This is a genomic window from Pseudomonas sp. CCI1.1 (assembly GCF_034348165.1).
Classification (GTDB): Bacteria; Pseudomonadota; Gammaproteobacteria; order Pseudomonadales; family Pseudomonadaceae; genus Aquipseudomonas; species Aquipseudomonas paracarnis.
The window spans coordinates 4,120,588-4,133,172 of the sequence record NZ_CP133780.1; the positions used below are offsets into that span (position 1 = coordinate 4,120,588).

11 protein-coding genes are annotated in these 12,585 nt (G+C 61.0%); 3 read left to right on the plus strand and 8 right to left on the minus strand.

The window, feature by feature from the left end; translation table 11 throughout:
* Positions 1–9 precede the first annotated feature (9 nt).
* The 5 genes from RHM69_RS18685 to RHM69_RS18705 all read right to left on the minus strand — a co-directional run bounded on the left by RHM69_RS18685 (position 10) and on the right by RHM69_RS18705 (position 6,973).
* Positions 10–1,230 carry an electron transfer flavoprotein subunit alpha/FixB family protein gene (locus RHM69_RS18685; protein ID WP_014720242.1) on the minus strand — a complete coding sequence of 407 codons (1,221 nt, stop codon included), beginning with the start codon at positions 1,228–1,230 and terminating at the stop codon, positions 10–12.
* Positions 1,230–3,173 carry a dimethylglycine demethylation protein DgcB gene (dgcB, locus tag RHM69_RS18690; protein WP_019817451.1) on the minus strand — a complete coding sequence of 648 codons (1,944 nt, stop codon included), beginning with the start codon at positions 3,171–3,173 and terminating at the stop codon, positions 1,230–1,232. Before dgcB ends, RHM69_RS18685 begins: the two co-directional genes overlap by 1 nt.
* A 137-nt stretch (positions 3,174–3,310) precedes the next feature.
* Positions 3,311–5,371, minus strand: a complete 2,061-nt coding sequence (dgcA, locus tag RHM69_RS18695; protein ID WP_014720244.1) for a dimethylglycine demethylation protein DgcA — start codon at positions 5,369–5,371, stop codon at positions 3,311–3,313.
* A gap of 15 nt (positions 5,372–5,386) precedes the next feature.
* Positions 5,387–5,917 carry a DUF5943 domain-containing protein gene (locus tag RHM69_RS18700; RefSeq protein ID WP_008033249.1) on the minus strand — a complete coding sequence of 177 codons (531 nt, stop codon included), beginning with the start codon at positions 5,915–5,917 and terminating at the stop codon, positions 5,387–5,389.
* 78 nt (positions 5,918–5,995) lie between these two features.
* Positions 5,996–6,973, minus strand: a complete 978-nt coding sequence (locus tag RHM69_RS18705; protein ID WP_014720245.1) for a dipeptidase — start codon at positions 6,971–6,973, stop codon at positions 5,996–5,998.
* Positions 6,974–7,191: 218 nt separating this feature from the next.
* On the opposite strand from RHM69_RS18705, the gene RHM69_RS18710 reads away from it, so the two are divergent.
* A complete protein-coding gene (locus tag RHM69_RS18710; protein ID WP_014720247.1) occupies positions 7,192–7,593 on the plus strand; it encodes a lysozyme inhibitor LprI family protein in 402 nt (133 codons plus the stop codon).
* A gap of 43 nt (positions 7,594–7,636) precedes the next feature.
* Here the strand turns inward: RHM69_RS18710 and RHM69_RS18715 are convergent, their stop codons facing one another.
* Positions 7,637–8,599, minus strand: coding sequence for a tyrosinase family protein (locus tag RHM69_RS18715; RefSeq protein ID WP_032902308.1), 963 nt, complete (start codon positions 8,597–8,599; stop codon positions 7,637–7,639).
* A 190-nt stretch (positions 8,600–8,789) separates the two neighbouring features.
* Between RHM69_RS18715 and RHM69_RS18720 the strand changes: the two genes are divergently transcribed.
* Entirely contained in the window at positions 8,790–9,206 is a 417-nt protein-coding gene (locus RHM69_RS18720) for a DUF3010 family protein (RefSeq protein WP_014720249.1), read from the plus strand.
* A gap of 31 nt (positions 9,207–9,237) precedes the next feature.
* Here the strand turns inward: RHM69_RS18720 and RHM69_RS18725 are convergent, their stop codons facing one another.
* Positions 9,238–10,416 carry an AAA family ATPase gene (locus tag RHM69_RS18725; RefSeq protein WP_038451791.1) on the minus strand — a complete coding sequence of 393 codons (1,179 nt, stop codon included), beginning with the start codon at positions 10,414–10,416 and terminating at the stop codon, positions 9,238–9,240.
* 68 nt (positions 10,417–10,484) lie between these two features.
* A complete protein-coding gene (locus RHM69_RS18730) occupies positions 10,485–11,429 on the minus strand; it encodes a GlxA family transcriptional regulator (RefSeq protein ID WP_032902306.1) in 945 nt (314 codons plus the stop codon).
* Between the two features lie 195 nt (positions 11,430–11,624).
* Here RHM69_RS18730 and RHM69_RS18735 point away from each other — a divergent pair, with 195 nt between their 5' ends.
* Entirely contained in the window at positions 11,625–12,569 is a 945-nt protein-coding gene (locus RHM69_RS18735) for a choline ABC transporter substrate-binding protein (protein WP_032902304.1), read from the plus strand.
* Positions 12,570–12,585: the final 16 nt, after the last annotated feature.

The following is a 12,585-nucleotide window of genomic DNA, read 5'->3' on the forward strand; positions in this document are numbered from 1 at the left end:
GTCATATCCTCAGGCTGCATCGCGCTTGGCGCCGTTGCGGTAGGTCTCGACCGCCGCGATCAAGGCGTGCAGTATCGCGGCGCTTTCGCCGATCACCGACAGGTCGGCACGCTTGATCATGTCGCACCCTGGGTCGAGGTTGATCGCCACCACCTTGTCGCAGGCACCGATGCCTTGCAGGTGCTGGATCGCCCCGGAAATCCCGACGGCCACGTACACCCGCGCAGTGACCCAGGTGCCGCTGGCGCCGACCTGGCGATCGCGCGCCATGAAGCCATCGTCCACTGCCACCCGCGAGGCGCCTTCGGTGGCGCCCAGGGCCGCGGCGGTCTGGTGGAATAGCGCCCAGTCCTTTACGCCGTTGCCACCGGAGAAAATGAACTCTGCCTCGGCCATCGGAATCGCTGCCGGGTCGACCGCCACCGCGCCGAGATCTTCGATACGCGGCAAACTGCGCGCCAGGCCTGTGGATAACTCCACGGGCAAGACTTCGTGGCGGGTTTCGCTGACCGGATCGGCACATTCGGCGGCGGCGAGGATCAGACGGGGCAACGGTCGCGCCAGGTCTTCCTGGCCGGCACCGGCACGGCCGATGCACTCCTCGCCCTTGATCTGCCACACCCGCGTCGCCGGGCGTTCCTTGAGGCTGGCGGCAAAGCGTCGCCCCAGTTCGCCACCACCGCTGCGGCTATCTGGCAGCAACCAGTGGCGCGGGCTGAATTGGTTATCCACAGCGCGCAGGCCCTGCACCCGTTGCTCCGGTGCATAACCCTCGAACTCATGCCCTTCCAGCACCAGCAGACGGTCGACGCCGGCCGTGGCAAAGGCGCTTTCCTTGTGTTCACCGAATACCACCGCCAATACCGCGCCGTCACTGCCAGCCAACTGGCGCGCCAGGCCAAGCAGGTCACGGTCGTGGCTGCTCAGACGGCCACCAACCATGTCCGGCACCACGTTGATATAGAACGCCGGGGTCGGCACCTGATGCAGCGGCAATTGCACTTGCACTGCCGCGCTGCGCTTGGCCGCGCCGCCCTGCTGGGCACCGCTGCGGTCGATGCGCTTGATGCCGTTGGGCCCGATAAAACCGACACCATGCACGTTTTTGCGAATGATACCGTTGGGCCCCATCCAGCTGTGTTGCACCGGCTGCATCGCCGCGTGCAACGGGTGCAGGCGGTTACGGGCGATCCATTCGGCCCGGGGGTCGCGGCGGATAATATCGCTCATCAGTGCACCTCCGCAGGTTCACGCTTGAGGGGGACTTTGGCCGGCGCGGCGTCTTCAAGCAACGCGTCGGCTACCAGTTCGGCGATGTCTTTGATCAACGGGCGCGGTTCGACCACGCCTTCAAGCATCGCGGTGCATTGCGGGCAACCCACGGCCACCAGTTCGGCACCGGTCTCGCGGATGTCGTCCATGCGCATATCGGGGATACGTTGCTTGCCGGGGATATCTGTGATCGGCGCGCCGCCACCGCCACCGCAACAGCGTGAACGGAAGCCCGAGCGTTGCATTTCCTTGACCTCGATACCCAACGCCCGCAGCACTTGGCGCGGCGCCTCGTATTCACCGTTGTAGCGGCCCAGGTAGCAGGGGTCGTGGTAGGTCACGCTGTTGCCTTTGTGCTGGCCCAGGTTCAGCGCGCCCTCGCCAATCAGCTCGGCCATGAAGGTGCTGTGGTGCTGCACCCGGTAGTTGCCGTTGAAGGCACCGTATTCGTTTTTCAGCACATGGAAACTGTGCGGGTCGCAGGTGACGATGCGCTTGAAGCTGTACTTGGCCAGGGTCTGAATATTGCGCGTGGCCAGCAGCTGGAATGTCGCTTCATCGCCCAGGCGCCGCGCCACGTCACCGCTGTCGCGTTCTTCCAGGCCAAGCACGGCGAAGTCGACCTTGGCGGCCTTGAGCACTTTGACGAAGGCGCGCAGGGTACGTTGGTTACGCATGTCGAAGGCGCCATCGCCGACCCAGAACAGCACATCGCAACTGCCTTTGTCGCTGAGCAACGGCAAGTTCAGGTCTGCCGCCCAGTTCAGACGACCACCGGGTGCGAAACCGCCGGGGTTGTCGGTAGCGATCAGGTTTTCCAGGACTTCGGCGCCCTTGTTCGGCGTAGCGCCTTTTTCCAGGGTGAGATGACGGCGCATGTCGACGATGGCGTCCACGTGCTCGATCATCATCGGGCACTCTTCCACGCAGGCGCGGCAGGTGGTGCACGACCACAGGGTCTCGGCGTCCACCAGGCCGTTGACGATCGGCTGGTGCGGGTTGCCGCCGTGTTCGCCCACTGGTTTGCCGGGGTACGGGCTGCCGGCGAACTTGGCATCGGTGCCACCGGCCAGGCCGACCACCATGTCCTGGATGAGTTTTTTCGGGTTCAATGGCTGGCCGGCGGCAAACGCCGGGCACGCCGCTTCGCACTTGCCGCACTGCACGCAGGCGTCGAAGCCGAGCAGTTGGTTCCAGGTGAAGTCCTTGGGTTTTTCCACGCCCAGCGGTGCGGTTTTATCACTGAGGTCCAGCGGCTTCAGACCGGTGGAGCGGCCACCGCCAAAGCGCTCGGCGCGACGGTGCCAGGCCAGATGCAGGGCACCGGCGAAGGCGTGTTTCATCGGCCCGCCCCAAGTCATGCCGAAGAACATTTCGGACACGCCCCACAGCACGCCCACGCTCAGCAAAGCCGCGAGCAGCCAGCCGCCGAAATCGGCGGGCAGAATCCCGGCCACCGGCAAGGTCACCAGGAAGAAGCTCACCGAGAACGCCATCAGGCTTTTCGGCAGGCGCATCCACGGGCCTTTGGACAAGCGGGCAGGCGGATTGCGGCGGCGCAGGTACATGAAGATCGCGCCGACAAACATCAATGTCGATGCCAGCAGCAGCGCATAGCCAAGAATGCGGCTCTGCAGGCCGAAGCCGTGCACCAGGATCGCCAGCAGCGCCGACAGCACAAAGCCGAGCGCCGTGGCTACGTGGGTGTTGGCGATGTATTTGTCACGGGCGACCACGTGGTGCAGGTCGACCATGTAGCGCTTGGGCATGGCCAAAAGGCCGCCCAGCAGGTCGACTTTGGACGAGCGGCCACGGCGCCACATGTTCACCCGGCGCAAGGCGCCGAGGACGGCGAGGCCCAGGGCGGCAAAAAGCAGGATGGGAAGAAGGGTATTCAGCATGGTGAAGCTCCCACTAAGATCGTTCCCACGCTCTGCGTGGGCATGCATCCTGTGACGCTCTGCGTCACGACCTTAAAAGCAGACGCGGAGCGTCCAGGGCGGCATTCCCACGCAGAGCGTGGGAACGATCAGGTGCGTCAGAAATCCTTGCACAAGCGCAGGGCGTCATAGATGGCGGCGTGGGTATTGCGCTGGGCCACACAGTCACCAATGCGGAACAGCAAGTACCCCTCGCCCGCCTCGCTCAGGCATGGCTGCGGCTTGATCGCAAACAGCGCTTCAACGTCGATCTGGCCCTTGTTGCGCGAACCTTCCTTGAGCCCGTAGTAAATGGCCTCGTCCGGACGCACGCCGTTCTCCACCACCACCTGGTCCACCACCCGCTCCTCTTTGGCGCCGGTGTATTCGTTTTCCAGCACGGCCACCAGCTTGTCGCCCTCGCGGTAGACCTTTTCCAGCATCATGTCGCCGGTCATGATCACTTCCTTGGGGTACATGCTGCGGTAGTACGTGGGGAACGACGTACCGCCGATTGCCACGCCTGGCTTGATGTCGTCGGTGACGATCTCCACCTGGCTGCCTTTGTCGGCCAGGAAGTCGGCCACCGACATCCCGGTGAATTCACAGATGGTGTCGTACACCAGCACGTTCTTGCCCGGCGCAACCTTGCCGTCGAGCACGTCCCAACTGCTCACTACCAAGCCTTCGGCGGCGCCCCAGTGTTCGTTCTGCTCGATGAACGGGTGCCCGCCCACCGCCAGCACCACCACGTCCGGACGCACGTCCAGGATGGTCTCGGCATCGGCTGCAACACCCAGGCGCAGGTCGACTTTCAAACGCGCCAGCTCCAGTTGATACCAACGAGTGATTCCGGCGATCTGGTCACGTTGCGGCGCTTTCGATGCCGTGGTGATTTGCCCGCCGATAAACTCCTTTTTCTCGAACAGCGTCACGTCGTGGCCACGTTCAGCCGCCACGCGCGCGGCTTCCATCCCGGCCGGGCCGGCCCCCACCACAACCACCTTGCGCTTGGGCCCGGTGGACTTCTCGATGATGTGCGGCACGCCCATGTATTCACGGGAGGTCGCAGCGTTCTGGATGCACAGCACATCCAGGCCCTGGTACTGGCGGTCGATGCAGTAGTTGGCGCCCACGCACTGCTTGATCTGGTCGATCTGGCCCATCTTGATCTTGGCGATCAGGTGCGGGTCGGCGATGTGCGCACGGGTCATGCCGACCATGTCCACATAGCCGCCCTCCAGAATACGCGTGGCCTGGTTCGGGTCCTTGATGTTCTGCGCGTGCAGCACCGGAACCTTGACCACTTCCTTGATGCCGGCCGCCAGGTGCAGGAACGGTTCCGGCGGGTAGCTCATGTTCGGGATGACGTTGGCCAGGGTGTTGTGGGTGTCGCAACCCGAGCCCACCACGCCGATGAAATCGAGCATGCCGGTGTCGTCGTAATACTTGGCGATTTGCTTCATGTCCTCGTGGGACAAGCCGTCCGGGTGGAACTCGTCGCCGCACAGGCGCATGCCCACGCAGAAGTCATCCCCCACTTCGGCACGCACGGCCTTCAACACTTCCAGGCCGAACTTCATGCGGCCCTCGAAGCTGCCGCCCCACTCGTCGGTACGCTTGTTGACCCGCGGGCTCCAGAACTGGTCGATCATGTGCTGGTGCACAGCCGACAACTCCACCCCGTCCAGGCCACCGGCCTTGGCCCGACGCGCAGCCTGGGCGTAGTTGCCAATCACACGCCAGATTTCTTCCGGCTCGATGGTTTTGCAGGTGGCACGGTGCACCGGCTCACGCACGCCGGACGGCGACATCAGGGTCGGCCAGTTGAAGCCGTCCCAACGCGAGCGCCGGCCCATGTGGGTAATCTGGATCATGATCTTGGCGCCATGCTTGTGCATGGCATCGGCCAGATTCTGGAAGTGCGGGATGATGCGGTCGGTGGACAGGTTCACCGACGCCCACCATTCCTGCGGGCTGTCGATGGCCACCACGGAGGAGCCACCGCAGATCGCCAGGCCAATACCGCCCTTGGCTTTCTCTTCGTAGTACTTCACATAGCGGTCGGTGGTCATGCCGCCGTCGGTGGCATACACCTCGGCATGCGCAGTGCTGAGCACCCGGTTGCGGATGGTCAGTTTGCCGATCTGGATCGGCTGGAACATTGCTTCGAAAGCCATGGCACGGTCCTCGGCTTACAACGGTTTGACGGTGAACAAACCATCATCGTGGCCCTCTTCGGAGCCTCCGTAGACTTGTTCGGCGACAGTGCGAATCTTGCTGCCACGCGCTTGAAGGATCTGGTCCATGGCGCCGGCAAACCAGCCGGTGAACATGTAGTCCACCTTGCGGCCGACCTTGCCGTACACGTAGACGAACGCCGAGTGTTCCAGCTTGACGCTAGCGGTGCCTTTATCCAGGTCGATGTCCTGGATCTTGAACAGGCCCCAGCCGCGTTGCGACAGGCGCTTCATGTAGTGCTCGAACACCGCGACGCCTTCCAGGCCGTGGCATTCAGCTTCTTTTTCACACCAGTGCCAGGCGGACTTGTAGCCGGCCTTGTAAAGGATCTCGGCGTAGGCATCAGCGCCCAGCACTTCTTCGATACCCATGTGGTTGTTGACGAAGAAATGACGCGGCACGTACAGCATCGGCAGGGCGTCGGAGGTCCAGACACCGGTTTCGCTGTCGACTTCAATTGGCAATTGCGGGGCGATCTTGGCCATGGAAACTTAACTCCAGAAAATTCGTTTTGATGCCCGCCACGCGGATGGCGGCGGGTGAAGGATTAAGCGAGCAGTGGCTTATTCGCCCCAGACGTCCTTGAGCACGTTGACCCAGTTCTCGCCCATGATCTTGCGCACCACGCGCTCGCTGTGGCCGCGCTTGAGCAGGGTCTCGGTGAGGTTGGGGAACTCACCCACGGTGCGGATGCCCAGCGGGTTGATGATCTTGCCGAAGCTGGTCAGGCGGCGGGCGTAGCCCTTGTCATGGGTGAGCATTTCGAAGAAATCCTGGCCATGGCCCTGGGTGAAGTCGGTGCCGATGCCGATGGCGTCTTCACCGACGATATTCATGGTGTATTCGATGGCTTCGGCGTAGTCGTCGATGGTCGAGTCGATGCCCTTGGCCAGGAACGGCGCAAACATGGTCACGCCGACAAAACCGCCATGGTCGGCGATGAACTTCAGCTCTTCATCGGACTTGTTGCGCGGGTGCTCTTTAAGCCCGGACGGCAGGCAGTGCGAGTAGCACACTGGCTTTTTCGATTCGAGGATGACCTCTTCGCTGGTCTTGGAGCCCACGTGGGACAGGTCGCACATGATGCCGACGCGGTTCATCTCGCCGACAATCTCACGACCGAAACCCGACAGGCCGCCATCGCGCTCATAGCAACCGGTGCCCACCAGATTCTGGGTGTTGTAGCACATCTGCACCACGCCAACGCCGAGCTGCTTGAAGATCTCGACATAGCCGAGCTGGTCCTCAAAGGCATGGGCATTCTGGAAACCGAAGATGATGCCAGTCTTGCCCTGCTCCTTGGCGCGGCGGATGTCAGCGGTGGTTTTCACCGGGATCACCAGGTCGCTGTTCTCACGGATCAGGGTCTGGCTGGCAACGATGTTATTGATCGTGGCCTGGAAGCCTTCCCACACCGACACCGTGCAGTTGGCGGCGGTGAGGCCACCTTTGCGCATGTCTTCGAACAGGTCGCGGTTCCACTTGGCAATAATCAGACCGTCGATAACGATGCTGTCGGCGTGCAACTCGGCTGGGCTCATCAGGCGTCCCCTTATTGGCGATTCATGCGCCGAATCGTCTGCCGGCGCTTTGGGGCCAGCATATGCCCAGGCACCGACGGAGCCGGGTGCAAAAACGACAGGGGAATTGCCGAAAGCGTCAATCCACGACAAAGGCTATGCAGACATGCCTGACTGGCGGCTGTTCTTTGTCTGACGCTTGAGCCAGAATTGCGCATCACGTGATATGAGACGGCGCAATGAAATCGATTTTCCTGGCTTTGGCACTCATCGCAACCACCGCCCACGCGGCCGAAGACACCGACAGCACGCCGTGCGACGGCATCGAGAACGACCAGCAAACCCTGGAATGCGCCACCTATAACAAAACCACCGCCGAGCAATTGCTCAAGGATAACTATCAGGGGTTGCTGGAGCGCATGGGTTCGACCTACGGCAGCGACAAGACCAAACTGGCGGACATTACCGCCCGTCTGAAGGACGCGCAGCAAAAGTGGGAAAAACTGCGGGATGCCGATTGTGCGGTGGACACCTTCCCGGCAGTCACCGGCACCAAGGCCTATGCGATTGCGCACAACGACTGCCTGGCGCGGATGAGTGATGAGCGGTCGGAGTTTTTGGAGTCGATTGGGCAGGAGTAAACACCCTTCACGCGACCAGGCCGCGCAAAGGGCTGCGCCACGCTCAAGCCATGAAAGGTGACTTGAACGGCCTTTTGGTCAAGGGTGAGGCTGGCTCGTAGGCATACCCCAGCGCGGTGATATCCATCACCTCACGGATACGACGAGTCCAGGGTTTGATCACATCATCGTAATTATGCCCGGTGGGGCCATCCTGCATCGGGCAGTAATGAGGCGCCAGTGCGGGCTTATCCAGCATCATTTGCGCCTGCCAGTCGGCCCAGATTTTGTCGATGAAACAATGATGCAGAAAAAATACTGGATCTTCGGGCGAGGTCATCGCCAGCATGTTGCCGCCAATCCATAAATGGACGCGGTTGTGCAATTGAGAACCAGGGGTGGTGACTTGCGGGTCGCCCTTCTGAGTGATCCAGCCTTCGAGTCGGTTTCTAAAGCCTCTATTGAACGGACTCGACGTGTAGTTCGGCTCGTCATACAGCTCTTCATTCATTGCCATCTGCAAGTCCGCGGCCGTCGGCAGCGAGTTGACCAAACGTGAGAACTGGCGCTTTAACCCCGCCCCCGGCAGCCCATCTTCCGGATAGGCAGGCACCGGCCAATTGCCGTATCGGTACGCGAAGGGTCCATCCTGCACCCTGAATTCATCGGCAGCGTCACCGTCCCCCCCCAGCAGGCTTTGCTCCCACACCGGCGAATTCGTCGGGTCTGCCGCGTCCAATGTCCAATCCCAGTAAGGCAGCGTGATACCGGGCGTGATGGCCTGAAGGTCGGCTTCCAACTGCAACAACATTTCACGATGCCAGGGTAAAAAAGCCGGCCCCAAGTGGGCGCCATTACGATAGTCGGGATCTTGGGGTTCATCAGGGTGAACGGTAGGTACCATCACTGCGTGATGCCAATGCACATACTTGTCGTATCCGCCATTACCCTTAAGGGCCAACAGCGTATTGGTAAACGCTAGCCGTTCAGGCCCGCTCAGTTTTCGAATTTCCTTGCGAATATTCATTGCCCGCCCCCCTCGTCGCAAAAACATGGGACCGCGTGCCGGCCCCTGCTGCGAATCTAGTTGGGGAACCCATCAAGATCTACTGTCAGATCTGACAGTATCAGCACTATCTCCGACGGATGGTCAGCTCCTCTCGAACGAACCGAGCCTGTTACCATCCGTGCCCTCTTTTCCTGCTCAAGGCAACGCCATGATTATTTGCGGCATCGAAATCAAAGGCAGCGAAGCCATCATCGCCCTCGCCGCCCTGGACAACCAGGCGCTGACCCACGTCGCCCTGGCGACCAAGAAAATCGCCCTCGACGATGACGATGAAGCGGCCAACGTCAAAGCCTTCGCCGCTCAGGTGAAAGCGTTTGTGCAGGACAACGCCATCACTCGCATCGCCATCAAGAAGCGCAGCAAAAAAGGTGAATTCGCCGGTGGCCCAACGACGTTCAAGATTGAAGGGGTGCTTCAACTGCTGGAGGGGGTGGAGGTGACGCTGTTGTCGCCGCAGACCATCAATGCGCAGAACAAAAAGCACACCTTTGATCTGCCAGCGACGCTTAACAAGTATCAGCATGAAGCCTACAAGGCGGCATGCTCGGCCCTGGTAAAGAAATAAACCACCTCCGCTCTCTTTAGAAGCCGGCCTTTTAGCGCGGTGTAAGGCTCTTGTGTTGCAGCCAATCACCGAAGGTGTTGTCCTCCAGGGCATAGCCGCCTCGGCTCGACTTCCACACCAGTTCCTTGTCGCGCAGGGCATCGATGCAGGCTTGGATGGTCTGGGTACCCGGCACCACGTCGCTACCCATCTTTTCCAGCGCCTTGCTGACCGCCGTGAGGGTGCTATCGGTGAATGGCGCGAAGGGTTCGTTGTTTTGAGAACGCTCCACCATCACCTCCAGCACGGCGCGCTGCGGGATGGTCAGGGCGTTCCAGGCGCTTTCGAACTCGGTCCATACACCCGCGCGCAGCAGTTCTGCGCGACTGTGCAGCAGTTGGCCAAGATTGCTCGCCTCGCCCAACTCCAATGCGACTTCACCGATGATCGTGCGCAACATCTCGGGACGCCGACCTACCCGCTCAAACGCCTCATCAATATCAGCCGCGTTGAATTGGTTGTTCTGGGCTAGGTGCGCGTTGAGGTGCACGGTGTAGGCCTGGGTGAACGCTTTGCCCAGCAGCGGAAACGGCGTGATGCTGGAACCGAAGAATGGCTGGCTTTTACCCAATACCAAATGGGCGAGTTTGTCGCGATTGGATCCGGTAAACACCAGGCGCAAACCGCTGCCCTCCTCGTCACGGCCTTGGTTGAGCTGATCCCGGGCAGCCTTCAACGCGAACATCGCATTGATACCTGACTCGGTGGTTAATGCGTGCTGTGCTTCGTCAATCACCAGTACAACGGGTTTTTCTGCAGCCCTATGGAGCAATTCCAACGCTTGGGTCAGCGTCGCACCGACAGGCAATTGTGGCTTGGTAAAGTCCCAGGAAAGCGTACGCAGAAAGCTTAGTTTCTCGATGCCAATGTTTTTTGCCAGTTTGCGAATACCCTTTTCAAACGGCACCAATGCCCCCGCAATGGCACTCGCGATCAGCTCGGCGGGGTCTTTTTCCTTGTCGGCCCACAGGTCGACATACACCGCCAGCCAGCCCCGCAGCTGACATTCCGGAATCAGGTCTTCGCGCAAAAAAGTGCTTTTGCCCGTGCGTCGGGGCGCCGCGAGAAACAGGCCGGAGGTGAAATCCTGAATACCGGCCCCCACCAGGCCATCGGCAATACTGCTTGCCAGGGTGGGGCGGCGAAACACAAAGCCGCTGTGCTTGGACATGGTTTTATACTCAATTATGGAAATGACTATAAATTATAGCCAAGAGTATAATTGACTATAATTGTCCGTCAAACCACCTCCCGTCGCCGATCCTCCCGCGGGCATTTGGCAAACCTTGCGCGATAGCTCCTGGTGAAATACGACGGTGACTCAAACCCGCACGCAATACTCACTTCCAGCACGCTCATGTCGCTCTGGCGCAGCAGTTTTCGGGCTTTTTCCAGGCGCAGGCCCAGGTAGAAATTACTGGGGGTGTCATTCAGGTGCAGGCGAAACAGCCGCTCCAGTTGGCGTCGGGTGACCTTGATCGTTTCGGCCAGGGCCAAGGTGCTCAGGGGCGGTTCGGTGTGCTGTTCCATTTCGCCGATCACCTGCACCAGTTTCTTGTTATTGATGCCGTAGCGCGTGGCGATCTGCATGCGCTGGTGGTCCTTGCGGGGGCGGATGCGGCCAAGTACGAATTGCTCGGAAACCTGGATCGCCAGCTCCGGGCCGTGGGCCTGGGCGATGAGATCGAGCATCAAGTCGATGGACGCGGTCCCGCCGGCGCAGGTGATGCGGCGCCGGTCGATTTCGAACAGTTCCTGGGTCACGCTCAGGTGCGGATAGGCTTCCTTGAAGGCGTCGATGGCTTCCCAGTGCAAGGTCAGGCGGTGGCCGTCAAGCAGGCCCGCTTCGGCCAACACGCAGGCGCCGGTGTCGATGGCACCAAGAGTCACACTCTCATGGTCGAGGCGGCGCAGCCAATGCTCCAGGGCGGGCGTGGCGAACTGCAGGGGTTCGAAGCCAGCCACCACCAGTAAAGTCGCGCCTTTTTTCAATGGTTCAAGCGCGGCGTCGGCGTTGACCGACATGCCGTTGCTCGCCAGTACCGCGCCGCCATCGGCACTCAAGATGTGCCAGCGGTACAGCTCGCCGCGAAAGCGATTGGCCACGCGCAACGGTTCCAGCGCGGAGATAAAACCGAGGGCCGAGAACCCCGGCATCAGCAAGAAATAGACATCCTGGAACATGGTGGCGCTCTCGTCGGACGGGCAGCGTGGTCACTGTGATACGCCAGTTCAACCGGCCATTCAAGAGCACAGGTCGCTGCAGTGCAAGAGCGGGTCGCCGCCGTGCGCTTTGCGGGGCGCCAAGCTGCGTAACGTGATCCCACGGCGCACAAAGACGCCGGCACCCACAATAACGACCTGCCGAGGGCTCCACCCATGAACCGACTGATCAGCCGCTGCGCACTCGCACTCAGCGCCAGCGCCATCTTGAGTAACACCGTCATGGCAGCGGACGCCGCTTCTTGCCAGAACGTGCGCATGGGCGTGGTGAACTGGACTGACGTCATCGCCACCAGCGCCATGGCTCAAGTACTGCTCGACGGCCTGGGCTACAAAACCAAACAAACCAGCGCGTCCCAGCAAATCATCTTTGCCGGTATACGTGATCAGCGCCTGGACCTGTTCCTTGGCTACTGGAACCCGCTGATGACCCAGACCATCACACCGTTCGTCGACGCCAAGCAAGTCAAGGTCCTCGAAAAACCCAGCCTGCAAGACGCCCGCGCCACCCTGGCAGTACCCACCTACCTGGCGGACAAGGGCCTGAAAACCTTTGCCGACATCGCCAAGTTCGAGAAAGAGCTGGGCGGCAAGATTTATGGCATCGAGCCGGGCTCGGGCGCCAATACGCAGATCAAGGCGATGATCGCCAAGAACCAGTTCGGCCTGGGCAAGTTCCAGTTGGTGGAGTCCAGCGAAGCCGGCATGTTGGCGGCCGTGGACCGTGCCGTGCGCCGCAAGGAAGCCGTGGTGTTCTTTGGTTGGGCGCCGCACCCGATGAACGTCAATGTGGCGATGACTTACCTCACCGGCAGCGAAGATGCCCTGGGCCCGAACGAAGGCATGGCCACCGTATGGACCGTGACCGCGCCGGCCTACGCCGAGCAGTGCCCCAACGTGCATAAGTTGCTGACCAACCTGACGTTCACCGCCGCCGACGAGAGCCGCATGATGCAACCGCTGCTGGATCACAAGGACGCCATCGAGTCCGCCAAGCAGTGGCTCAAGGATCACCCACAAGACCAGGCGCGCTGGCTGGAGGGTGTGACCACCTTCGACGGCAAGCCGGCTGCTGCCAACCTGCAACTGACCCGCAAATAACCCTATTTGGACCACC

Coding starts and splice junctions, on each gene's coding strand:
- dgcB (WP_019817451.1), bottom strand. CDS start 3,173: ATGCTGAATACCCTTCTTCCCATCCTGCTTTTTGCCGCCCTGGGCCTC.
- RHM69_RS18730 (WP_032902306.1), bottom strand. CDS start 11,429: ATGTTCCAGGATGTCTATTTCTTGCTGATGCCGGGGTTCTCGGCCCTC.
- RHM69_RS18715 (WP_032902308.1), bottom strand. CDS start 8,599: ATGAATATTCGCAAGGAAATTCGAAAACTGAGCGGGCCTGAACGGCTA.
- RHM69_RS18735 (WP_032902304.1), top strand. CDS start 11,625: ATGAACCGACTGATCAGCCGCTGCGCACTCGCACTCAGCGCCAGCGCC.
- dgcA (WP_014720244.1), bottom strand. CDS start 5,371: ATGGCTTTCGAAGCAATGTTCCAGCCGATCCAGATCGGCAAACTGACC.
- RHM69_RS18705 (WP_014720245.1), bottom strand. CDS start 6,973: ATGAGCCCAGCCGAGTTGCACGCCGACAGCATCGTTATCGACGGTCTG.
- RHM69_RS18725 (WP_038451791.1), bottom strand. CDS start 10,416: ATGTCCAAGCACAGCGGCTTTGTGTTTCGCCGCCCCACCCTGGCAAGC.
- RHM69_RS18710 (WP_014720247.1), top strand. CDS start 7,192: ATGAAATCGATTTTCCTGGCTTTGGCACTCATCGCAACCACCGCCCAC.
- RHM69_RS18700 (WP_008033249.1), bottom strand. CDS start 5,917: ATGGCCAAGATCGCCCCGCAATTGCCAATTGAAGTCGACAGCGAAACC.
- RHM69_RS18685 (WP_014720242.1), bottom strand. CDS start 1,230: ATGAGCGATATTATCCGCCGCGACCCCCGGGCCGAATGGATCGCCCGT.
- RHM69_RS18720 (WP_014720249.1), top strand. CDS start 8,790: ATGATTATTTGCGGCATCGAAATCAAAGGCAGCGAAGCCATCATCGCC.